At 42.4% G+C, this 21776-nt stretch carries 25 protein-coding genes and 1 tRNA gene; 15 read left to right on the top strand and 11 right to left on the bottom strand.

All coding sequences use genetic code 11. The annotated features are described in order from the left end of the window. The first annotated feature begins 29 nt into the window (after positions 1-29). The 5 genes from cysT to HC246_RS02645 all read left to right on the top strand — a co-directional run bounded on the left by cysT (position 30) and on the right by HC246_RS02645 (position 3210). Positions 30-887: a sulfate ABC transporter permease subunit CysT gene (gene cysT / locus HC246_RS02665; RefSeq protein ID WP_169362037.1), complete on the top strand. Its 858-nt coding sequence runs from the start codon at positions 30-32 to the stop codon at positions 885-887. Continuing rightward, positions 880-1761: a sulfate ABC transporter permease subunit CysW gene (cysW, locus tag HC246_RS02660; protein ID WP_169362036.1), complete on the top strand. Its 882-nt coding sequence runs from the start codon at positions 880-882 to the stop codon at positions 1759-1761. Before cysT ends, cysW begins: the two co-directional genes overlap by 8 nt. 50 nt (positions 1762-1811) lie before the next feature. Then, a complete protein-coding gene (locus HC246_RS02655) occupies positions 1812-2579 on the top strand; it encodes a sulfite exporter TauE/SafE family protein (protein ID WP_211167610.1) in 768 nt (255 codons plus the stop codon). Between the two features lie 178 nt (positions 2580-2757). Continuing rightward, positions 2758-3027: an NIL domain-containing protein gene (locus HC246_RS02650; protein ID WP_169362035.1), complete on the top strand. Its 270-nt coding sequence runs from the start codon at positions 2758-2760 to the stop codon at positions 3025-3027. Positions 3028-3139: 112 nt separating this feature from the next. After that, a tRNA-Cys gene (locus HC246_RS02645) sits at positions 3140-3210 on the top strand. 37 nt (positions 3211-3247) lie between these two features. On the opposite strand, the gene HC246_RS02640 is transcribed toward HC246_RS02645, so the two are convergent. After that, positions 3248-4195, bottom strand: a complete 948-nt coding sequence (locus HC246_RS02640; protein WP_169362034.1) for a LysR family transcriptional regulator — start codon at positions 4193-4195, stop codon at positions 3248-3250. A 189-nt stretch (positions 4196-4384) separates the two neighbouring features. Here HC246_RS02640 and HC246_RS02635 point away from each other — a divergent pair, with 189 nt between their 5' ends. From HC246_RS02635 to HC246_RS02610, 6 genes are all read left to right on the top strand, one after another. After that, complete coding sequence (locus HC246_RS02635) at positions 4385-4858, top strand: phosphate-starvation-inducible PsiE family protein (RefSeq protein WP_169362033.1); 474 nt, start codon at positions 4385-4387, stop codon at positions 4856-4858. Between the two features lie 195 nt (positions 4859-5053). Further along, positions 5054-5173, top strand: coding sequence for a photosystem II reaction center X protein (locus HC246_RS02630; protein WP_169362032.1), 120 nt, complete (start codon positions 5054-5056; stop codon positions 5171-5173). A 300-nt stretch (positions 5174-5473) separates the two neighbouring features. After that, positions 5474-6220 (top strand): Ycf66 family protein, encoded by a 747-nt coding sequence (locus HC246_RS02625; protein WP_169362031.1) that lies wholly within the window; start codon positions 5474-5476, stop codon positions 6218-6220. Between the two features lie 304 nt (positions 6221-6524). Next, the gene (locus tag HC246_RS02620; RefSeq protein WP_263972428.1) at positions 6525-8291 is read left to right on the top strand and encodes a serine/threonine-protein kinase; all 1767 of its coding nucleotides are present in this window, start codon (positions 6525-6527) and stop codon (positions 8289-8291) included. 145 nt (positions 8292-8436) lie between these two features. After that, positions 8437-9795: an FAD-binding oxidoreductase gene (locus HC246_RS02615; protein ID WP_169362030.1), complete on the top strand. Its 1359-nt coding sequence runs from the start codon at positions 8437-8439 to the stop codon at positions 9793-9795. A gap of 67 nt (positions 9796-9862) precedes the next feature. Then, on the top strand, positions 9863-11242 hold the full coding sequence (locus tag HC246_RS02610) for a (Fe-S)-binding protein (protein ID WP_169362029.1): 1380 nt from the start codon (positions 9863-9865) through the stop codon (positions 11240-11242). Between the two features lie 77 nt (positions 11243-11319). On the opposite strand, the gene HC246_RS02605 is transcribed toward HC246_RS02610, so the two are convergent. The 4 genes from HC246_RS02605 to rpoD form a co-directional block, all read right to left on the bottom strand. Beyond that, complete coding sequence (locus tag HC246_RS02605) at positions 11320-11949, bottom strand: hypothetical protein (protein ID WP_169362028.1); 630 nt, start codon at positions 11947-11949, stop codon at positions 11320-11322. Positions 11950-11958: 9 nt separating this feature from the next. After that, positions 11959-13239 carry an ISNCY family transposase gene (locus HC246_RS02600; RefSeq protein WP_169364411.1) on the bottom strand — a complete coding sequence of 427 codons (1281 nt, stop codon included), beginning with the start codon at positions 13237-13239 and terminating at the stop codon, positions 11959-11961. Between the two features lie 86 nt (positions 13240-13325). Next, entirely contained in the window at positions 13326-13694 is a 369-nt protein-coding gene (locus HC246_RS02595) for a hypothetical protein (RefSeq protein ID WP_169362027.1), read from the bottom strand. Between the two features lie 85 nt (positions 13695-13779). After that, entirely contained in the window at positions 13780-14970 is a 1191-nt protein-coding gene (gene rpoD / locus HC246_RS02590; RefSeq protein ID WP_169362026.1) for an RNA polymerase sigma factor RpoD, read from the bottom strand. A 529-nt stretch (positions 14971-15499) separates the two neighbouring features. Here rpoD and HC246_RS02585 point away from each other — a divergent pair. Next, positions 15500-16075: a DUF2854 domain-containing protein gene (locus HC246_RS02585; RefSeq protein WP_169362025.1), complete on the top strand. Its 576-nt coding sequence runs from the start codon at positions 15500-15502 to the stop codon at positions 16073-16075. A gap of 68 nt (positions 16076-16143) precedes the next feature. Next, the gene (locus HC246_RS02580) at positions 16144-16722 is read left to right on the top strand and encodes an L-threonylcarbamoyladenylate synthase (protein ID WP_169362024.1); all 579 of its coding nucleotides are present in this window, start codon (positions 16144-16146) and stop codon (positions 16720-16722) included. A 27-nt stretch (positions 16723-16749) separates the two neighbouring features. Here the strand turns inward: HC246_RS02580 and HC246_RS02575 are convergent, their stop codons facing one another. The 3 genes from HC246_RS02575 to rimI form a co-directional block, all read right to left on the bottom strand. Next, positions 16750-18060: a peptidoglycan-binding domain-containing protein gene (locus HC246_RS02575; protein WP_169362023.1), complete on the bottom strand. Its 1311-nt coding sequence runs from the start codon at positions 18058-18060 to the stop codon at positions 16750-16752. Positions 18061-18101: 41 nt separating this feature from the next. After that, on the bottom strand, positions 18102-18704 hold the full coding sequence (locus HC246_RS02570; protein WP_169362022.1) for a hypothetical protein: 603 nt from the start codon (positions 18702-18704) through the stop codon (positions 18102-18104). Between the two features lie 220 nt (positions 18705-18924). Further along, positions 18925-19464 carry a ribosomal protein S18-alanine N-acetyltransferase gene (gene rimI, locus HC246_RS02565; RefSeq protein ID WP_169362021.1) on the bottom strand — a complete coding sequence of 180 codons (540 nt, stop codon included), beginning with the start codon at positions 19462-19464 and terminating at the stop codon, positions 18925-18927. Between the two features lie 80 nt (positions 19465-19544). On the opposite strand from rimI, the gene HC246_RS02560 reads away from it, so the two are divergent. Then, positions 19545-20459 carry a sulfite exporter TauE/SafE family protein gene (locus HC246_RS02560; RefSeq protein ID WP_225902900.1) on the top strand — a complete coding sequence of 305 codons (915 nt, stop codon included), beginning with the start codon at positions 19545-19547 and terminating at the stop codon, positions 20457-20459. A gap of 78 nt (positions 20460-20537) precedes the next feature. On the opposite strand, the gene HC246_RS02555 is transcribed toward HC246_RS02560, so the two are convergent. From HC246_RS02555 to HC246_RS02545, 3 genes are all read right to left on the bottom strand, one after another. Continuing rightward, positions 20538-20780 (bottom strand): YgiT-type zinc finger protein, encoded by a 243-nt coding sequence (locus tag HC246_RS02555; protein ID WP_169362020.1) that lies wholly within the window; start codon positions 20778-20780, stop codon positions 20538-20540. 5 nt (positions 20781-20785) lie between these two features. After that, the gene (locus HC246_RS02550) at positions 20786-21082 is read right to left on the bottom strand and encodes a DUF4258 domain-containing protein (protein ID WP_169362019.1); all 297 of its coding nucleotides are present in this window, start codon (positions 21080-21082) and stop codon (positions 20786-20788) included. Positions 21083-21353: 271 nt separating this feature from the next. Then, entirely contained in the window at positions 21354-21569 is a 216-nt protein-coding gene (locus HC246_RS02545) for a hypothetical protein (protein ID WP_169362018.1), read from the bottom strand. On the opposite strand from HC246_RS02545, the gene HC246_RS02540 reads away from it, so the two are divergent. Next, a complete protein-coding gene (locus tag HC246_RS02540; RefSeq protein ID WP_169362017.1) occupies positions 21563-21772 on the top strand; it encodes a hypothetical protein in 210 nt (69 codons plus the stop codon). The two genes, HC246_RS02545 and HC246_RS02540, sit on opposite strands and share 7 nt — an antisense overlap. Positions 21773-21776 lie beyond the last annotated feature (4 nt).

Genomic DNA, 21776 nt, shown 5'->3' with positions numbered 1-21776 from the left:
CCCAAGCTTTTTGAAAATTTAAAGACAATATGGTCACGACAACACCTCTGCCTGACAGAAAGCGCCAATCTAATCCTGTTTTAAAATTCCTTGGCAAAATTCCTTGGACATGGGTAATTACTTTTGTCTATCTCGCATTCCTGCTAATTTTGCCAATCATCGCTATGATTGTCAAAGCTTCTCAAGAGCCTTTTGAAAAGTTTTGGGCAACTGCGACATCACCCATTGCCCTCTCTAGTTACGAAGTTACCTTTGTGACTGCCTTTGCTGCTGCCGCGATTAATGGCATATTCGGCACATTGATCGCTTGGGTAATCGTGCGTTACAACTTTTGGGGCAAGCGCTTTGTCGAAGCTGTTGTTGACTTACCCTTCGCACTCCCGACAGCAGTCGCAGGTTTAACCCTAGCCACAATGTATAGTAATAAAGGTTTTATTGGTGCATATTTTGCTCCCTTTGGCATCAAAATTGCCTTTAGTCGCATCGGTGTATTTATAGCGATGACCTTTATCTCATTACCCTTTATTGTCAGAACGGTTCAGCCCGTCCTTAAAGAATTAGAAAAGGAAATCGAAGAAGCCGCATGGTCATTAGGTGCTTCTCAATTCCAAACCTTTATCCAAGTAATTTTGCCACCACTTACACCTTCGATCTTGACAGGGGTTGCCTTGGGTTTTTCCCGTGCTGTTGGTGAGTATGGCTCAACCGTAATCATTGCGTCCAATACTCCTTTTAAGGATTTAATTACACCAGTTTTGATCTTTCAACGCCTAGAACAGTATGACTATGTTGGCGCAACTGTGATCGGCGTGGTAATGCTGGCTATTTCCTTTGCGAGTCTATTGGCGATTAATCTATTACAAGCATGGAGCAAGCGATATGGCTAATTTAAATTCTTCTGCCAGCAAATATCCTCAAAGCGCTCCCGAACCAACCCAGATCAAAGAGAAAAAAAGCTTTGCCCCTGCAATCTTAATTACGATCGCTATTACTTATCTCTCCTTAGTATTACTCATACCCGCCGCCAACGTATTTTATGAAGCCTTTCATAAAGGACTGACTCCATTGATCGATGCGTTTAAGCGGGAGGATTTATGGGTAGCGATTAAGTTAACCGCAGGTCTAGCAGCGATCGCCTTACCGCTAAATACGATCTTTGGCTTGAGTGCGGCTTGGGCGATCGCCCGTAATAAATTCCCTGGTAAAGCCTTATTACTCAGCATCATCGATTTGCCCTTCTCGATCTCGCCCGTAGTTGCAGGTTTAATGATCGTTCTACTCTATGGTCGCCTCGGTTGGTTTGGTTCATGGCTCGAAGCAAATGATATCAAAATTATCTTTGCTTTCCCAGGAATGCTGATGGCTACCATCTTTGTCAGTATGCCCTTCATTGCCCGTGAAGTAATTCCTGTATTAGATGAAATGGGAACCGAGCAGGAAGAAGCCGCCCGTACCCTTGGCGCTAACGACTGGCAAATTTTCTGGAAAGTGGTCGTTCCTAATATCCGTTGGGGGCTGCTCTATGGCTTGGTTTTGACTAACGCTAGAGCCATGGGTGAATTTGGTGCTGTATCTGTTGTATCAGGCAATATTGCTGCCAAAACTCAGAGCTTACCTCTATTTGTAGAAGAGTCATATAAGAACTATGAGAATGAAGTCGCCTATTCGGCGGCGGTATTACTAGCGTTGTTAGCAGTAGTAACTCTAGTTCTCAAGGAAATCTTGGAACGCAAAACCCATAATCCTAATGAACGGGAATAGCGAAAAATAATCTTTGTGTTGCGCGAATGGCAACACAAAGATTATTACCAATGCAAAGTCATAATCCAATTTTGCCCTCTATCCAATTACTTACCCTCATCGCTGCTTTCCTTGTTACCAGTATTATCAGTGTGATTACAGGTAGTACTTCCCTAATCACCGTACCTGTGATGTTGCAAACAGGAATTGAACCGCGCACCGCTTTAGCCACAAATATGATGGCACTCACATTTATGAGCATTGGTGCAACTTTACCTTTCCTCAAGCAAAAGACGATTAACCTTAGTCGCTTACCCCTATTGATATTACTAACTTTGGTGGGATCAGGATTGGGAGCCGCCTTACTGTTATTCGTGCCATCAAAAGTGCTGCCGCAGTTAGTCTCCGTATTTATGATTGCAATTGTGATTTTCTCCTTGCTCAATCATCGTGCTGGAGTTATATCTAAAGGCCATCCATCTAAAATTAAAAAGTTTATGGGCTATGTGGCAACACTTATCCTTGGCATCTATGGAGGATTTTTTAGTGGTGGCTATGTAACTATGCTTACGGCTGCCTACGTTGGATTATTTCAGATGACCTATGTAGAAGCGATCGCCACAACCAAACTGGTAAATATTTTCTCTTCTTTATTCGCAACTTGCCTCTTTACCCTAAGCGGGATTATTGACTATCCCTTGGGAATTGTCTTGAGTATCACTATGTTTGTTGGTGGAATTATCGGCTCTAAGATTGCCCTCAAGCTCAATAACCTCTGGTTACGCCGAATTTTTTTAGTGACAGTCATCATCCTTGCCATCAAAACCATGATGGCATAAAGAATTGTAGTCTACGAATCCTTGAAAATTTCGTAAATCGTGTTAAATGGAAGTGACAATTAGGACTTACGCAATGCTAACGAGTTTACGGGGTTTTGAGTGGTGCGGGAGAATCTTGCACTACATCGCCTCAATGCGTAATTCCTAAACAATAAAGACTAGTAAGGAGTTTCTCTAAATGACTATTGATACTCGTTCTATAATTCAAGATATTCGACTTCGGATTCCTGAAGATCTTCATGGTGAGCCTGTAATTTCGCAGTTGACCTCCCGCTATGGATTGGTTGTCAATATCGTATCGGCAACTCTAGGTGTAAATGCTGGTAGTGGATGGTTTCACCTTAGCCTCAAAGGTACTCATGCCCAAATTCAAAATGCGATCGCCTATCTTAACGACCTCGATATTGAGATTTGGGAAGATAAACATGACTCCAATACAGGTTTGTAGCTAAAAGGATAATTGCCATTATATGGGAGCTTGGCTCAAGACATAATGCAAAAAATCCTCAGTTTGTTTGCAACTAGTTACCTAATTTGTTATATTAGGTATCCGTTCGTTCGGCGGCATAGCCAAGTGGTAAGGCAGGAGTCTGCAAAACTCTCACCCCCAGTTCGAATCTGGGTGCCGCCTTAAAAAAAGACTGATTGCAATGCAATCAGTCTTTTTTTTACCAAGCTGATGTTTCTTCCGCAATTTGTTTGCCTTCAGTTTGCAAATATTCCAAAAAAGCTTGGGCAACGACTGATAGTTGTTTGCCCGCAAGGTGGATCACATACCAATTGCAGGGAATCGGGAAATGCTCAACATCTAATACTGCAATCTGTCCTGAAGCTCCCTCTAAAGCGATCGTGTGGCGCGATAGGATAGAAATCCCTAAACCACCTGCGATCGCTTGCTTAATTGCCTCATTACTTGATAGTTCCATCTTGACTTTGGGCGTAATTTTATGGTCATCAAACAATTTTTGGACATATCCTCTTGTCCCCGAACCAGACTCTCTAGTGATAAAAGGCTGATCGGCTAACTTCTGAATCGGAATATTTTTTTCATTTGCCAAAGGATGATCATGATTGGCAAGTACAACTAAAGGATTTGCCAGGAATGGATGAGCTTTAACATCTGGCTCATCGGGAACTTGGCTGAGAATATATAAATCATCTTTGTTCTCAGACAATCTTTCTAAAATGCCACTATGATTTGTCACTTTCAGAGATATTTCTACACCAGGATAGCGCTGACAAAATGGTCCTAGCAAACGTGGGATCACATATTTTGCAGTTGTTACTACCGTAATTTTTAAATATCCCTGCTTCAAGCCCTTCATATCCGCAACGCTCATTTCAAATTGTGATATGCGTCCAAAAATTTCTTGACAGGTGGCAAATAATTCATGCCCCGCCTGAGTGAGAAATAGTCTTTTTCCAACTTGCTCAAATAAAGGCATTCCAATTGCTTTTGTCAAATGCTTAATTTGCATAGAGACGGTGGGTTGGGTGAGAAATAGCTCCTCAGCAGCACGGGTATAGCTACCATGTCGAGCCGCTACTTCAAAAACCTGTAACTGGTGTAGCGTAATGTGGCTTGCTAATTGCGAATCTGATAGGCGGTAAGTCATAGTAAGCTGCAAAATCATAGACTATATTCTATGATTTTAGCACCAATATATATTTTTATTCTATGTATTTGGTTTATATAATCATTTAAGGAATATGCAAAATGTCTTCTTAAGGAAGACATTTTGAGGTTTCTTTTTGCCGTAGGTAAAAAGAAAAACGTTATATAAGGCTTTAAAAGTAGGATCACAATGAGATTTAGGCAACGGATTACAAATTTATGGCGTTATCTGGCGATCGCTGCAAAAGATGACAGTTTTTTAAAAGCTATTAGCACTATCGAAAACATTGTCTCTAAGGTGTTAGCGATCGCTCTAGTATTTGTGATCTTCATTGCTCTATTTGATCTACTTAAACTTTTGACGATTGACTTATTCTTCACTGATCCCAAAGGATTCTTTACTGCACCACTTCTAAAGATATTTGGGATGTTCCTCAATGTGCTCATTGCTTTGGAACTGATGGAAAATGTCACAGCTTATCTACGTCAACATGTAGTGCAGCTAGAACTAGTCATAATTACGGCACTGACGGCGGTTGCCCGTAAGATCGTGATTTTTGATAGCAAATCCGATGGAGATTTAACTGGTTTAGCGATCGCCGTTCTATCCCTCTCCATTAGTTACTGGATCGTCCGCAGTCAAAATCAATCGAGGAAGCACTAATCCAAAAGAGTTAGCTAGTACAAACCAAAACCGAAGAAGAAGATTTGCGGCGCGAAGCGCCGCAAATCTTCTTCTGGTTTTATAACTTGCTTTGCTATATGTGGTTTGCGGAGTTGCGATCTCCTGATGCTGCCAGATGTTAAAATTATGCTAAGTATTTAGTCTGTAATATAAAAAACTTACCTACGAAGCTATATGACACAATCATTAACAAACTTTCTAGGCAGCCTTGTCGCAGGCGGCGTAGTTCTTGGACTCATCTTCGGAGCATTGTATTTCGTTAGCCAAAAGGACAAAATTGTTCGTCGCGGTTAATATAAGCTTATAGACAAAAAGAGCCTCGCCTTGCGGGGTTCTTTTTTGTGGTTTGTTTGACTCAGCCGATAGCGCTGTATTGCTATACTGGTTGATAAAGCTTGTCTAGCTCACTATTATCAGCATTTTGTTAAGTGAGTTACTCATTTACAAAATACGAAATCAATCACGGCAAAGTTTTATTTTTTTATTTTGCCTATGCCAGAATGAAAATCACTATACTTTAGTGGCAAAATAGCGACCAATTAATAGCTACTTAATAGCAACCAAAATTCAAGTCTTTAGGAGAAATATAGAACCATGATCAACATCGGTGGCAACCCGCTAATGATTCTTTTGGCAATCGTTGCCGCTTTAGGAGGTGTGGGTTTATATTTTGTGCGAAACTTTCGACCTGAATTAGCCCGCGACCACGATATATTTTTCTCCGCGATCGCCTTGGTCTATGGCATCATCCTGCTAGCCTTTAATTTTCGGATGGAAATTACCACACAGCTAGCACAGGTACTAGTTGTGGGATTTGCAGGTTGGTTTGCTGTCGAGTCTTTAGTACTGCGTCAAGCCCTTGCCAATCAAGCACGCAGAGCGCCATCAAGTCCATTAGTCGATGACGAAGAACCAATTGGTTCAGACTATCGGGTGGAAATTGATCCCACTCGCGAAATTGCGCCCCGTCCCACTCGCGATTCAGCCCGTCGGATGCGTGGAGCAGTTCCTAGTGGAGCAGAAGCCAGTGAGCTAAGAGGAGATACTACCGATGAACGTCGGTCGTCACGTCGCCCTAAGAGAGGCACTAGCACCAGCAACAATGATTCAGTAATCGATATCGACGAAAATGATATTCGTCCTGTAAGCCCTAAGCGTCGTCCACGTCCTAGCAGTGATGGTAGCAATGGCGATCGCCCCAGAAATCGTAATAGTGAATCCGATGGGTTTAACAATGGCGATGGATCTAGCAAGGACAATTTTGCTTCGGGAAGAAGAAGGAGACCATCAACTCGCCCATCATATCCAAACAATGAAATCCCTGACACTGACGATTTTTAGATTTATTTGCTAAAGTTAATATTAAAGTGTTTGTTTTAAGGCAATATCTTAAAATTATTGCTTTAATGTATGGAGCAAAATCACCTGAATCGTCTCTCTAGGGCAGCCGAAACGGAAAAAAGCTACCAGCAAATAAACTTGAGCGATTACGAATCAATGCTACGATCAAGAAGTCTTGACCGTTTCCCCACAGCCAAAAATCAAGCTGAATGGGGAGGAAGAAAAAGTATGGGTCTTAGGAACTAGGACTCCTGCCTGTGGAGGGACAAGCTAGTTATCTTTTTGCAGATAAGAGTAAAGCCCATTGAGACAGGAAACCTTAGCCTTACTTAAGGAGGTTGGGGTAGTTTACGATATTAAGTCTAGGCAAAAGACAATCCCAAATGTCATCAAAGCCTTGCTATTTAATTTGATCAACCATTACTTGGGCTTTCGATCAACCGTGAGTTATTGCGTTAATCCGAACTGTGCTAATCCAAATAACGAACCATTTGCTACTAATTGTGCTAGCTGTGGTTCTAGTTTGAAGCTGAGAAACCGTTATCGGGCAAGTCGTCCACTGGGAAAGGGTGGATTTGGAGCAACATTTCTTGCTGCCGACGAAGGACTACCGGGGTTTCCATCTTGTGTCGTTAAGCAATTACGCCCAAATACCCAATCGCCTAGTGTGATGAAAATGGCAAGGGAATTATTTGAGCGTGAAGCTTATACCCTAGGCAAGATTGGTAGTCATCCTCAGATTCCTCGCTTATTAGATTATTTTGAAGAGGATGGTAATTTTTACCTAGTCCAAGAATTTGTTGATGGGGAAACGTTAAAGCAAGAGTTTGAGAGGCGTGGTCCTTTCAGTGAAATTGAGATTCGTAAAATTTTGGCGGAAATCTTTCCCGCCCTTGGCTTCATGCACCAAAATGGGGTGATTCACCGTGACATTAAGCCTGCGAACATCATGCGCCGCAAACAAGATGGTCAATTGGTCTTAATTGACTTTGGTGCGGTTTCTAGTCAGCTTAATAAGCCTTCTGCCGATGATGATCCAAGTGGTCTCTTAACAAATTTTGCGATCGGCACGCCTGGATTCGCACCACCAGAACAGATGGCGATGCGTCCTGTATATTCCAGTGATTTGTATGCCACGGCGATGAGTTGTCTGTACTTGATGACAGGACGATCGCCCAAGGATTTACCCCATGATCCCTATACAGGGGAGATTAACTGGAAAGCGGGTGTTAAATTCAGCGATCGCATGAGAGTTGTCTTTGAGAAATTGCTTCAGCAGTCCGTATCACAGCGCTTTCGTTCTGCCGAAGAAGCTTTAAAGGCTTTAGAATCTGGTGGTATATCTGAGGAAGCCCCTAAAGCTACTGCTATTCCTAAAATTAATGGTCAAGTACCATCAACACCTTCATCTGTGACGATCAAAGCCGCGAATACTCAGCCACCAAACTCGCGTATTCAAGCACAAAAATATAGCAGTACCCAAGGATGGGATAGTGGAATGCTGACAGCTGGCAATACCCGTGCTGGTGCGACGAGTCGGCTTGGAGGTGAACTTAAAGGTGGGCGCAAAGTTATTGTTGAGTACAGTCAAGGTAAACGTAATTTTGCCAACCAAGACTATTCTAAAGCTGCCTTTGGTAGCGCGACTCTTTCAGGAATTGTGATGAGTCGCTCGAAATTAGTTGAAGCAGATTTTTGTCATAGTGATTTAGTTGGGGCAAGTTTTCAAGGTGCAAATCTGTCTCAAGCAAAGTTAAATAGTGCTAATTTGCGAGATGCCAAAATGCAGCGTGCAGTTCTAGTTAAGGCTGATCTAGGTAGTGCTTCGATGATATCTGCGGACTTGCGTGAGGCAAATCTTCAGTCAGCCTATATGAGTAAAGCCGATCTAGCGGGTGCTAATTTAAGTGGGGCAAATTTAAAGGGAGCTTACTTGAGTCAAGCTAATCTCAAGGGAACAAATCTTTGTAATGCGGATTTGAAAGGAGCTAAGATTTCTGATGAACAATTATCTCAAGCAAAAACCAATTGGGGTACAATTCGCCCCGATGGCAGTAAGCGGTTTTTATAACAATTAAGAAATTTTTAAAAGTGCTCCTTCATAGTACTTTCAAATTACTAATTGGATTGAGAGGCGGCGCACAGCGCTGCCTCTCAATCTTAAGGGTTTGCTATAGAATTGGTGTTTAGTATATTTATGTACGGATGTTAACTTTGTGAGACTTACAGATCATCAATTAGTTGCACTATTTACAGAGCTTTTGGGAGCCGATCGCGTTCTTGCATTTGCAAGCCTCAATTCCCATTTGCATGATCGAATTGTGCAGAGTCTCACACCTGATAGTCTGTCACCAGCTTGCGTAATCTATCCACAAACTATTGATGAGTTATCTAAGGCGATCGCTTTAGCCTATGAACAGCGATTGCGAGTACTCCCCTGCGGTAATGCTACAAAGTTGGATTGGGGTGGTTTAGTTAGTCGAGCTGATGTGGTGATTAGTACCTCACGGCTAAACCAAATCATCGAGCATTGTATTGGCGATCTGACTGTGACAGTGCAAGCGGGAGTGACATATCAGGATTTACAAGCAGTCTTATCCAAACAAGGGCAATTTTTAGCGATCGATCCCCCCTATCCCAATGCAACCATTGGCGGCATTTTAGCAACGGGAAGTGCGGGTTCGTTGCGACATCGCTATAACAGTGTCCGCGATATGTGCTTAGGTATTGAATTTGTTCGCGCCGATGGGAAAGTAGTCAAGGCTGGTGGGCGCGTTGTGAAAAATGTGGCTGGCTATGACCTGATGAAACTATTAACGGGTTCCTATGGAACTTTGGGCATTGCCTCCAGCATTACCTTTAGACTCTATCCTTTACCTGAATTCACGCAAATTGTAATAGCAACAGGGGCAGCCGAAGTGATCGCTCAATTACAACAAAAACTTAGTACATCGGTGTTGACTCCCACAGCTTGCGATTTATTGTCGGCTTCATTAATTACCAAGTTGGGATTAGGCGATAGCCTTGGCTTAGCGGTGCAATTCTCTAGCCTCAAAATTAGCGTTCTCGAACAATGCGATCGCCTTGCAGTACTTGCAAAAGAACTGAATTTACAAGTGCAGGTTGTTGATGCAGTGACAGATTTTTGGCGATCGCTAGAAAATTTACTTTGGCAAAATGAACTGCGTAATGCATCATCAGCATCCACTAATCATCCTGTTATCTGTAAATTAGGTATCTTGCCCTCAGCCAGCGTTTCCCTCACGCAGCAATGCCAACAAATTTTTAGTCAGCAATCCTATTTCTTACAAATTCATGCTGGTAGCGGTTTAGGTATCTTGCGAATAGAAAATGGAACCGCCCCTCAAATTGCAGAGCAGTTAGCGAAGGTGAGAAGTATTGCCGAAGCCCAGAGTGGATTTCTAAGCCTTCTCGAATCGCCTCAAGAGTTGAAATTTAATAACAAAGTTTTCGGAAATGTTTGGGGATATACAGGTAATGTCCGTGATCTTATGGTCAAAATTCAACAACAGTTTGATCCGCGAGGTTTACTCAGTCCTGAGCGACTTGTTTAGTTCCCATCTCAAATTCCTTTTGTCCATTTTCTAGAAATTTTCCATCAATCTTTTCATCACCATCAATATGCAAGTTTCTGATCAGCCTAACTCTAATAACCTCGTTCCTAATTTGCTTACTTCCCTAACCCCAATAGGTTCAGAAACATTTGACAGCAAGAATCCTCCTAGCCCTGAACTCATTGATGCCTGTGTGCATTGCGGCTTCTGTCTATCCACTTGTCCCAGTTATCGCATTATCGGCAAAGAGACGGATTCGCCAAGGGGAAGAATCTACTTGATGGATGGAATTAATGAAGGTGATATTCCCTTATCTCCTGCGATCGCTCAGCATTTCGATACTTGTTTGGGTTGTCTCGCCTGCGTGACCACTTGTCCCTCTGGTGTGCAGTACGACCAGTTGATTGAGGCAACTCGCGCCCAAGTTGAACGAAACCATCCGCGATCGCTACCTGAGAAATTATTACGCCAATTTATCTTTGCGACATTTCCCTATCCTAACCGCCTGCGAGTCTTGCTTGCGCCCCTATTGGCTTATCAGAAATTAGGGTTGCAAAAACTATTGCGATCGACGGGTTGGCTAGAGAAATTCCTGCCTCAACAGCTAAAGGCAATGGAGTCAGTACTACCCGATCTTACGCCCGAATCCTTTAAAGATCAGCTACCAGAAGTAATTCCTGCTAAGGGAGAGAAGCGCTATCGCGTTGGCATGATCCTAGGCTGTGTGCAGCGTGTATTTTTGCCAGAGGTGAATAATGCGACTGTGCGTGTATTAACGGCAAATGGTTGTGAAGTTGTCATTCCTAAATTGCAAGGCTGTTGTGGTGCTTTGACTCACCATCAAGGACAGGAAGCCCAAACCCTAGAGCTAGCGAAGCAAACTATTGATACCTTTGCCCATCTCAATTTGGATGCAGTACTCATTAATGCTTCAGGTTGTGGTCATACGCTCAAGGAATATGGACATATTCTCAAAGATGATCGCCAATATGCTGCAAAGGCGAAGGAGTTCTCTAGCAAGGTTAAGGATGTACAGGAATTTCTCGATCATGTGGGCTTAACTGCTAAGTTGTCACCATTGCAAGATCAACCTTTAGCGATCGCCTATCAAGATGCTTGTCATATGCTGCATGGACAAAAGATCAGTCTTGAACCTCGCCGCCTCTTGCGCCAAATTCCCAATGTCCAGTTAAGAGAGTCTATTGATGCTTCGCTCTGCTGTGGTAGTGCAGGAATTTATAATATTTTGCAGCCAGAGGTTGGGCATGAGTTGGGAGAAATGAAGGTGACAAATCTGACTGATACTGGCGCTGAGGTGATTGCATCAGCAAATGTGGGATGTATTACCCAAATTCGCAAACATCTAAAGCTCCAAAATAAGAATGTTCTGCTCATGCATCCAATGCAGCTTTTAGACTACTCCATTCAAGGTAAAAAACTGAATTGAAATAAAACCTATTTCAATTTCACAAAAGCGCTTCCAATGCGGGAATTGCACATATTTAGTTGCAATAATTTAGAACATTAGGAGTGAGTATCTTCACTATAGCTTCGCCAGCCTGTGTGAACTCTCTTTGTGGTTAATGTTTTTAAATCTCCTATGACAAGAGATGCCATCAAATCAGCAACAACATCATTACTCCAATAACCACCATGAGCATCTGCCATTGCTAAAGCCATGCCAGCATGAGCCTGCCCAAAACGCAAAGCCCCTGATTCTGCTCCATTAGCGTGCATCCACAGGAATTGATCGGTGAATAGAAAATAATTATCAGATTTGTCATGCTCAATTGCGTTACCTAAAGGATAAGCAATTAGGTCTGAGGCATGGATTATATTTAACCAAATGAGGTTTTTATTACTTGTTTCCACAAAATCGTCAACATAGGAAAAGTCAATATTTTGCCTTAATCGCATAAATAAAAGTGGTGAACCCATCGTTACGATGCCACACAATTTCAAAGCAAATTTATTAGAATTAAAAAATTCACGAAATTCATGAGCAGGATCATCTTCAGGTAAATCTTTAGCAAAGAGGAGATCCCATAAGACTATTGTGCCAAGAGAATGTGAAACTATTGCTATTTCCTTGTCTTCAGGATGGCTTTTAATAAAATTTTGAAATTGGCTCAGGATTTCTCCAGCAATTCTCATTATGAAAAATTAACTACTGTTGGGAGGGAGATCTAACTCCAAACCTTGAATCATAAAAGTCAAAAGATGATCCCAACTATCAAAAACAAGATATCGAGTCAAGGCGCGTAAATCGTTAAAAAAGGTTTTGCGGGTTGGCAAATGAGAGCGCAATAACTGGTACTTGTCATCGACCAATTCCAATAACGTGTGAAATAGTAGGGACAAAATATTGAGGGTGGCTAGGAATGAAGCAAGATGCTCCTTGCCATGTCCAAAGTTGTGTTCTAGGTTGTAGCCCTTAGTTTTGAGAGTATTGTTATTCTCATTTTCCACTTTCCAACGAGTACGACCAGCCAGCACGATTTCCACCACTGTTTGCTCAGTAATCAGGTGATTGGTGGCAAAAGAGTTTTTGTAAACTACCTTGCCATCAGGTCTAGTCACAGTTAGTTCACACCAGTTAACCAGCAAAGCATCGTCACCATCTTTGATAGGTAGCCCATTGACATATTGGTAGGTATAGGTCTCTTGAACTTTCCCTGTCCACTTATTGACAACCACCGTTGGCAAAGCAATCCCTTCTATATGCTCATAGATAGTGGGGTGAGATTCGGGGCGGCAGACTAAGATGAAGTTGAACTGTTGCTCTAATAGCATTTGGCAGAGGGGTTGGCGAGAATAAAGGTCATCACCCAAAACAGTTACCTTGAATGCACTGTACTTACTGCCATGTTGTAACAACCATCTTTTGGCGGCTGTATTCTCACAGTCTTGCTTGTCATTTCCATCCTGCGGCACAATAAATTCTGGTACTAGGGGAATCACTTGCGATTGATGTGGACTGACGATAACTGGCGTAACTACGCTATGAAAATAATGAATTTCTCCTGATTTCATTTTCCTACTCGAACAATGGTGACAGTGTATTTGTTTTGAACTAAAGTACTCTGTCCCATCTAGCGCCATTAATAGATTGTTGGCGAATCCTCGAAATCCTTGCAGTTTCCCCTTTTGCTCTATCGTCTCCAAGATTGTCTCGAACACTGGAAACATTTCTTTAGGTTGCACTGGGTCTAGCAAGTCTCGGATATGGTTATCCGTTGGTATTTTATGCACCCCAAATAAACTTTGGGCGTTGCTTCGCCCTTTTGTCTGCTCCATTGTCCGCTGGTAAGACAAGAATGATGGACTTTGAGTGAAAAATACACTGAATGCACTCATGGCTGCATCTTCCATGCCATAGCGACTATTTTTGCCTGTCCGCTTGTCTGGCAATGATTCTAGTTGTTGTCGGAAAATTTCTACAATTCTGTCGAATGAGCCTTGTGCTTTCAAAGCTCTTCCCCTAAATCAATCATCATGTTATTTACAATATCCCTATATCAACGGTTTGACTAGCCTTCGTTCATAATGAGAATTGCTGGGATTTCTCTGCGAATTGCTGCACCTGTACTAACATTCAAATAAGTTAAAAAATCACCGAAAAACTTAGCGATAAAATCTTCGCGAGCTTCTTGATAGCGATAAATATCTTTCTCACTGCCTCGAAGTTCCTTGCACTTATCAGACAAATCTTTTACATCAGCACGAACCCAATTAAATAATTGATCGGTTTTGTTCTTAAATGTATGCCCCCAAAAACTTGAATAAAAAACAGGTGAGGCAACATTCTTGTTAGTCAAGTTTTCTTTAACTTTTCTCTTAAACTGATCCCCGTAACCAGCATCTTGAGTTGCGACACCGTGAATTAGAAATACAAGCATGAATATTTGAAAATATTTTTTGCCAGAAGATATTAAGATTTAAATCCCAAAAAGTAAAGGGAATGCATAGCATTCCCTTTACTTTTTAACGAATGTACTCTTTTAAAACACTATTGCGGTTTGGATGGCGCAACTTGCGGAGAGCTTTAGCTTCGATTTGGCGGATACGTTCACGGGTAACGTTAAAGATTTGTCCAATTTCTTCGAGAGTCTTCATCCGACCATCATCTAAGCCATAGCGAAGCCGTAATACATCACGCTCTCTAGGGCTGAGAGTTCCCAATACGCTTTCAAGATCTTCGCGCAAGAGGCTCTTAGCAACTTGATCGTCAGGGGTTTCACCTTCAGACTCGATGAAGTCACCAAGGCGAGAATCTTCTTCCTTACCGATAGGAGTTTCGAGGGAAATTGGCAACTGTGCAGATTTGGCGATAAAGCGGAGCTTTTCGATCGTCATCTCCATACGAGTAGCAATTTCTTCCTCGGTAGGCTTACGCCCCATTTCTTGAGAAAGCAACTTAGTTGTTTTCTTAATTCGGGAAATAGTTTCGTAAAGGTGGACGGGAAGACGAATAGTACGCGATTGATCGGCGATCGCACGGGTAATTGCCTGACGAATCCACCATGTCGCATAGGTCGAGAATTTGTAACCCTTTTCATGGTCAAACTTCTCGGCGGCACGGATTAAACCTAAACTGCCCTCTTGGATCAAGTCTTGGAAGGACAAGCCCCGATTCATATATTTTTTGGCGATCGATACCACTAGACGGAGGTTCGACTGCACCATTTTGTCTTTGGCTCGGCGACCAGAATGAAGACGCTTGCGAAACTCACCAAGGGGCATCCCCATTTTGACAGCCCAATCTGGCTCTCTGACATCATCGGGATGGCAGTCGATTTCATTCGCTATTTCTTCACGCTTTAGCTCTAACTCCAGAAGATCAGCAATCTTACGTGCTAGCTCAATTTCTTCATCAGCCCTGAGCAGACGGATACGACCAATCTCTTGCAAATAGAGACGAATTGAGTCTTCGGTAAAATGCTTTTTCTTAGTTTGACTGGCTCGTTTTGCTTTAGCCCCCTTTAATTTGCCAGCTTTATCGGGATCATCGTCAAGGTCTGGATCTTCATCTGAATCATCAAGTAAGTCATCCTTGTCAAGATCAATATCATCATCTAAATCTTCAAGGTCTTCTTCAATTTCATCAAGATTTCCGCCAAGTTTGCCAATAGGCAACTTGATGTCAATAGGTAGGTCGATGGCTGCTTTGCTCATGCCAGATTCCTCAGATCCGTACTGTCTAAAACTTGTGTCTACGGGGATTTACACCTAGATGATTGTAGCTTGACAAACACAAAAATGGTGATTGTAGCTACTCAGAATCATGAAAACAACTTCTAAAAGTTAGTTAATAGGGGTGCTGCCATTTAATAAAGAACCCGATTTTTTGTGGTGTAGCTTCGCCGCAGCACAAAAAATTGGCTCTTTATTCTACTGCAAATCCCTAATACTTGAAAGTTGTCCGACTGGTGTAATTCCTACTTATATATTTATAGTCTAACGATGCTCTGCTTACTTTTGAAAGAATTTTAGTCATTAGCAAATAAATTTATGGTCATGGGGCTTTAATTACAGCCTGTTGAAGCTTAAAGATTTTTGAAAGCGTGGCGAAGCACCGCTTTCAAAAATTTCTCTGTTTTTTAATTCAGCGCAACGCGCTGTATGCTCAACTACTTATTTCCTAGGGATCACAATATTTTGCGAAAAAGCGGATACATTTATTAAGTATTATTAATTTTTGATTATGCTTAAGCTTAATAAAATATCACTTGCTTCAATTGGCTTGTTTGTTGGTGGAATTCTCTTTTTAGTTGGTTTTTGGGCTTATGCCAAGGGAAACTCGACCTTAAATCTAGTTGGCTTTTTCTACGGGTTTCCGATTCTCTTAGGGGGGTTTGCTTTTAAATCATCAGAGGTCGCACCAGTACCTGTAATTGTGCCTGAATCTGAAGAGGTTGTAGCGCTCCGCAAATTACAAGAGACATCAACCCAGAAGCAATTACGCAGAGATGTCACTCGCTATCGTTACGGAATTAAGGCTCATTTAGATGAAGTTTTAGAAAAATTAGGAATGCGTCCCACTGATGAGGAGCGCCCCCTTTTAATCGGCATCTATGAAGAGATTTCTCAGGCTGAAGAAACTAAGGGGGCTTACAGTCTAGTTTTGCGGTTTCAATCTCCCTTGATGGGCTTTGATGTTTGGCAACAAAAACAAGACAAGTTAACGAGATTTTTTGGACCTGGAATTGTTGCTGTTGTCACTGAGTTAGCAAATAAGGAAGTTGACCTGCGTCTCATCTCCCAGAACGCAGCAAGTTAGAGCTAATAGCTGTTAGCTATTAGCTTTTAGAAATCCATATTAACAATTACAAAAATGCAATCATAGCCATGAGTTTAGTGTCTTTAGCCGCTTTAGTAGCAGGTGCAAGATCGGGGCAATTGGTTAGCTTTCCGACTGATACTGTGCCTGCTTTAGCAGTACGACCCGATCGCAGTGCTGATATTTTTACCCTCAAGCAGCGATCGCCTGATAAGCCATTGATTTTGATGGCATCGAGTTGGCAGGAGTTTTTACCATTTATTGATATTGGGAATCCTGCTTTAGAAATTTGGGAACAAACTGCTGCGAAATATTTTGCAGGAGCCGTAACTTTGGTTTTGCCTGCTAGCGATCGCGGCGCAAATTTAAATCAAGGTTTTACAACTTTAGGGATCAGAATTCCTGATAGTAAAATTGCGATCGCGATTTTGCAGCAAACAGGAGCAATGCTGACTACTAGCGCTAACAAAAGTAATCAGCCACCACTCAGGAAAATGCGAGATATATCTACTAATTTCCCAAATGTATGGACTTTAGGCGATGGTCTTGATATTGATGAGCCAATAGGAAGTGGTTTGCCGTCAACGGTCGTGGAATGGACAGCAGAAAATTGGTTGGTTCGTCGGCAAGGGGCAATCAAGTTTTAAAAAGGTGACGCTTAGCGTCACCTTTTTTTAGGCTTGCCAATCGCGTGAAAACTGCGCTAACTGAGCAGAGGTCAATTCCTTTTCTAGCCATTGCAAGGCAGTAACTTGACTCGGAAATTGCTGGCTGTTGTAGTCTTGAAAAACATCTAGCAACGAAATAGCGATCGCACTTTGATCGGAAGCCGTTGACCAGCGTTGGAAAAACTGCTGCAAGGTTAGGTCAGGCACAGATGATTGCAGATTTTCGAGAGCAGTTACTTGACTAGGTGTACGTTTGTAAACTTTGACAGCATCAGTGAGATTAATCAACTGTAGCGTTGGAGGAGTTGTGGTTGGCGCAGGCTGAGATGGAGTAAAGGGTGTACCTGTGCTTATACCCACAGCTACGTTGAGATTTGACCAATCCTGACGGAACTGATCTAGGGTTTGAGGGAGTAGTTGGTTCTGTAACCATTGCAAAGCCAAATTTTGGTTAAGCATTTGGCTGCTGTTATAGGTACTGAGCGCATCCTGTAATGATGGAGCTGTATTTGCCTGGCCAGAGGCGATTTGCCAACGTTGCAGAAATTGCTGCAAGATTTCAGGGGAGATATTTGCTTGTAAGTTATTAAGCGCCACAGTCTGATTGGGCAACCTCGCGCGACTATAACTATTAGCTGCATCCACTAAACTAATCGCACTAGCTGGAGGGATTGAGGTAACAGGTGTTGTGTCAGTACTAGTAGTGCCAGTTGGAGCAGGTACAAAAACTGAAGATGGGGGTGTCGGTGTTGGTGTTACTGATGGAGTAGGCGTTGGCGTTGGCGTTGCCACTGGTGGGCGCACAATCACGACATCAGTTGGCGGTGTGACTGAAGGTTGGGAAGTAACATCCGCGATCGCAGGTGCTTGTAATTTTTGCCATGTTTGTGCCCCTACCTTGCCATCGACAGTTAAACCATTCGCCCTTTGAAAAGCAGCGATCGCATCCCTTGTGCCCACGCCAAAATCACCATCAATGCGTCCTTGATAATAGCCCTTTGCTTTGAGAAGTTGTTGAGCTTGAGCCACAGCTTGTCCCTGAGAGCCGGGCAATAGAGTTGGTAAGGCTTGGGTTGATGGAGTAGTTTGTGGGTTACTTGGTGATGGGCTGGCTTCTCGCAGTTTTGACCAACTAGCATTGCCCACAATGCCGTCAGCAGTTAGCCCATTAGCTTTTTGAAATTTTAAAACTGCATTGGCAGTACCAGCACCAAAATCACCATCAATTTTGCCAGTATAGAATCCCTTAGCTTGGAGTAGTTGCTGCAATTCAACTACCGCATTACCCTTGCTACCTTGTCTTAATGTTGCGTCCATAATTAGCCTAATTTTCTCAAATTAATAGTTCGCGGTTGTGTTTAAAAATAAAGCACACGGGCATCTAGTCCCTGAGATCGCAAGAAATGTTTCAAGGATTCAGCCGCATCACGGTTGTTATACCCACCAGCATAAATGTAGTCACCTCGAACTGATTTAGAAACAAAGGCTTGCGGGATCAATCGCTGTACTTGCGCTAAAGCGCTCAAACCTCCTGAACTCATTGGTACTGCTGTCACGTAGCGATATTGTGCCAAGTTATCCCCATTGGAGAGATTTGTAGGGAGATAGCTTGGCAAGTTCACATAGGGTGAATTAGGCGTAGGAAGCGGTTGTACATTTTGGGCTGTTTGATAAGTTTGTTGAGCCACGACACCACGCCGTTGTAGCTCTCTAGTGACATAATCTGCGGTGGGAGCATCAAAAGCACCTGCAACAATCGCAGTTTGTCCATTGACTGAGGCAACTACAGGATTTGTGACAACTTGCCTTGCGATATTTAGAGTTACAGGATTATTGCCTGCGACATAAACAAGAATATTTCCTAGTTGGGCATTGGCGCTAGCGATCGCCAAGTTCCATGATCCTAAGCTAGCGATCGCGAAGCCCATAGCTTTCTTTGTCCAGTCGGGCATTTTCATCATTTTTAACCCTTTAACCCTAAAGCAACTTAATTGTTCTGAAACCTAAATTAATTCTATAGCAATCCCTTGATTATTTTTTCACCCCATATTACGAGTTGTCGCACTAAGGGACATGCAGCAAAATAAGGAAACGATTTTTTGTGGCGCGGCGAAGCCGCGCCACAAAAAATCGTTTCCTTATTAAATCGCAGCCCCCTTAGTGCGACAACTCGTAATACTTTTACAAATTCCATCCCTTAACTAATAAATTTAGAGATATTGACTCATGCCAATGCTCTAGCAAAATTCCAAATTCTGGCGTATGGATGCCTTTGCGCCATAGCATGAGGGCATCTTCATTTGTAACCTCGTAGTAATTAGGTCTTCTCCCAATTTCTTGAAATCCAAAGCTTTGATACAGGGCGATCGCTACGTGGTTAGACTCACGGACTTCGAGGGTTGCCCATTCCAAATGGCGATCGCGAGCTTTTTTGAGTAAGCCCCAAACAATAGCTTTACCCAACCCTTGACCTTGATATTCAGGACGTACCGCTAAAACCGTAATATGTGCTTCTTCCATAACAGCCCAAAGGCAACCAAACCCCAGTAATTCATGATTTTCCGTTGTTAAGCCGAGTACGCAACTACTAGGGTTATCGATTTCACGTTGATAAGCCTCTAAACTCCAAAAATCACCTAGGCACGCACAGTCAATAGCCCTTAACTGCGCTAAAAATTTTTGATCAATCTCACTTAGATAGATTCGGGTCGATAGGCTCATGTGTTGTAATTATCTAAACATTCATAGGATTTGCGGCACAAAGCGCCGTAACTAGCCTGATACCAACGGATTATCGATCAATGTCAGAACTCATGCCAATTGTATATCTCAGTGTGGTTAGCTTTTTTGCTTGGATTGTTAGCACTCTAGCGGGTGGTGGTAGTCCATTCATCTTAATTCCATTAGTTAACCTGCTCATGGGAGCCAATGCCGTACCACCTGTAATCACAATCGGCATGTTTTTTGGCAATGCCCACCGAGTTTTCCTGTTTTGGCGAGATATTGATTGGGTATTGACCGCTTGGTATGCACCGGGGGCGATCGCAGGGGCAATTTTGGGAGCCTATACCTTTACCCAAATCCATCTCGATTGGTTGCAAATCGTGATTGCAATTTTCCTAATTGTGAGTGCTGTTTTATTTGAACTAGAAAAAAGTCCCGAAAAAAACGTTGCTCAGGATCAAGCAAAACAGATCAAACTGGTCAATGATTCCAAGGAGTTAGAAGAGATTGAAGAACTCATCGAGATCAATCAGCTAGGTGAATTAAGTGAGTTAAGCGCTCTAGAAAAATCAGATTTAATTCCTCAAGAAGTAAAGCCCAAATTTAAACTTCAGGCTTGGCACATTATGCCTGCGGGTTTCCTAAAAGCATATGTATCGGGTTTAGTCGGCACAACTGGTCCTGTCTTAAATCCCTTTTATCTGGGCTATGGCTTAGTCAAGGAGAAAATGCTAGCAACCAAAGCAACTCACATGACGATTATCCATGTCGTGAAAATCATCACCTACGGAGCGCTAGCAGTAATGTCGAAGGAGCAAATTGTGGCAGGATTAGCGATCGGCTTAGCCGCAATACCTGCAAATCTCATTGGTAAATATCTTCTCAATCGCATGAGTCCTCAACAGTTCCGCCAAGTGGTGCTTGCTTTTATGGCACTTGGTGGCTCCTGGATGCTATGGCAACAAAGAAGTCTGTTTTTAAATATTCTGTAGTTAGAGCTAAGTCTTGAGGCGATCGCCTATTCACCAAAACCAAAATAAGGCGATCGCCTATCCATCAAACATTACTATTTAAGCTGATTTTAGGTGAGTGACTGGAATTTGCTCAGTTCTTTCAGGAGAACTTTTTCCAGTTGCAACGGCATGTACAGCATGAAGGATATCGGCTGAATAGTAGCGATTACGGCAGTTATCACACACACCAATCGTTACATCTTCGAGGATAACAAATCCATCTCTATGTTTGAAAACCTGTTGTTTAACGGTTCGGGGTTGGACTGTTCCTTGACAATACTCACATTGATATCCATACATAAGATTTAGACCTCAAGTTCAGTAATTTCATAAACTGTGATGATTAGATAGCGTCCGTTACCAAGAAACCGTCCAACTACTCCGACAGGTGTTTGTTGATCTAGTGCAGTGCCAGCTACGACATATTTTGTGCCTCTTGGATCATCTTTTTCTGCTCGAATAATACGACCACTTAAAACTGCTTCCTCAATATCCAAGATAGTTAGTAGATCTTCCGCCATTTCTTCCATTGCATGGGCGGTCATATCATACTGACAGAGGCGAATTTTTTCTCTGATGCGGTAAATGTCGTTTGGTGGCACTTGCTAGTTGCGATCGCTAATCTAGCTAAATAATAGCAATTTAATTCATAATACCTGCCTCATTATCTATTCACAAAAATTAAAACAATGCGATCGCCACATCATTCAACTCACCAAACAGCGATCGCCTATTTACCAAAAACCAAATAAGGCGATCTTGACAATTCAAGATTTGGGTTTAATTTCAAAGTTGTAGTGTTAGTGAAACTCTCGGAAGACTATCAAATTCGTTTTGATTTGGGCTAGTGGTGGAATACTGAAAGCGCATAGATTATTGATGATTTGTGTCTGCCTGTTTGAGTGTTTCCATTAAAATTGCACCAGCACCAAACATATCGTAAGGAGTCAGCAGGTCATAGGTTTTAAATGGTTCTATTGGTGCAATATCTTCAGCTATGTCTAAGTCTTCTACCAGAACACGAATTAGTTTGAGCTTTTCGATCGCACTGAGTCGCCGTGCTGCTGGAATTACTTCGGCTAATGTCATGTCAGTCGCTCCATAATCTGAGATCTTGTGTTTCTAGCTTACTTGATCAAATGCGATCGACCCACCATTGGACATTACAAAACAGCGATCGCCTATTCACTAAAAATCAAAATAAGGTGCTCGCCATATCATTCAAATCACTAAATATAGATCGCTTATTTATGGAAAATTTAAAGCAAGACGATCACCTCATCAACATTTAAGTTA

It is taken from the genome of Pseudanabaena yagii GIHE-NHR1 (assembly GCF_012863495.1).
Lineage (GTDB): Bacteria > Cyanobacteriota > Cyanobacteriia > Pseudanabaenales > Pseudanabaenaceae > Pseudanabaena > Pseudanabaena yagii.
This window is presented reverse-complemented; position numbering and strand designations above follow the sequence as displayed.

Coding starts and splice junctions, on each gene's coding strand:
- cysT (WP_169362037.1), top strand. CDS start 30: ATGGTCACGACAACACCTCTGCCTGACAGAAAGCGCCAATCTAATCCT.
- cysW (WP_169362036.1), top strand. CDS start 880: ATGGCTAATTTAAATTCTTCTGCCAGCAAATATCCTCAAAGCGCTCCC.
- HC246_RS02655 (WP_211167610.1), top strand. CDS start 1,812: ATGCAAAGTCATAATCCAATTTTGCCCTCTATCCAATTACTTACCCTC.
- HC246_RS02650 (WP_169362035.1), top strand. CDS start 2,758: ATGACTATTGATACTCGTTCTATAATTCAAGATATTCGACTTCGGATT.
- HC246_RS02640 (WP_169362034.1), bottom strand. CDS start 4,195: ATGACTTACCGCCTATCAGATTCGCAATTAGCAAGCCACATTACGCTA.
- HC246_RS02635 (WP_169362033.1), top strand. CDS start 4,385: ATGAGATTTAGGCAACGGATTACAAATTTATGGCGTTATCTGGCGATC.
- HC246_RS02630 (WP_169362032.1), top strand. CDS start 5,054: ATGACACAATCATTAACAAACTTTCTAGGCAGCCTTGTCGCAGGCGGC.
- HC246_RS02625 (WP_169362031.1), top strand. CDS start 5,474: ATGATCAACATCGGTGGCAACCCGCTAATGATTCTTTTGGCAATCGTT.
- HC246_RS02610 (WP_169362029.1), top strand. CDS start 9,863: ATGCAAGTTTCTGATCAGCCTAACTCTAATAACCTCGTTCCTAATTTG.
- HC246_RS02605 (WP_169362028.1), bottom strand. CDS start 11,949: ATGAGAATTGCTGGAGAAATCCTGAGCCAATTTCAAAATTTTATTAAA.
- HC246_RS02595 (WP_169362027.1), bottom strand. CDS start 13,694: ATGCTTGTATTTCTAATTCACGGTGTCGCAACTCAAGATGCTGGTTAC.
- rpoD (WP_169362026.1), bottom strand. CDS start 14,970: ATGAGCAAAGCAGCCATCGACCTACCTATTGACATCAAGTTGCCTATT.
- HC246_RS02585 (WP_169362025.1), top strand. CDS start 15,500: ATGCTTAAGCTTAATAAAATATCACTTGCTTCAATTGGCTTGTTTGTT.
- HC246_RS02580 (WP_169362024.1), top strand. CDS start 16,144: ATGAGTTTAGTGTCTTTAGCCGCTTTAGTAGCAGGTGCAAGATCGGGG.
- HC246_RS02575 (WP_169362023.1), bottom strand. CDS start 18,060: ATGGACGCAACATTAAGACAAGGTAGCAAGGGTAATGCGGTAGTTGAA.
- HC246_RS02570 (WP_169362022.1), bottom strand. CDS start 18,704: ATGATGAAAATGCCCGACTGGACAAAGAAAGCTATGGGCTTCGCGATC.
- rimI (WP_169362021.1), bottom strand. CDS start 19,464: ATGAGCCTATCGACCCGAATCTATCTAAGTGAGATTGATCAAAAATTT.
- HC246_RS02560 (WP_225902900.1), top strand. CDS start 19,545: ATGTCAGAACTCATGCCAATTGTATATCTCAGTGTGGTTAGCTTTTTT.
- HC246_RS02555 (WP_169362020.1), bottom strand. CDS start 20,780: ATGTATGGATATCAATGTGAGTATTGTCAAGGAACAGTCCAACCCCGA.
- HC246_RS02540 (WP_169362017.1), top strand. CDS start 21,563: ATGTCATGTCAGTCGCTCCATAATCTGAGATCTTGTGTTTCTAGCTTA.
- HC246_RS02545 (WP_169362018.1), bottom strand. CDS start 21,569: ATGACATTAGCCGAAGTAATTCCAGCAGCACGGCGACTCAGTGCGATC.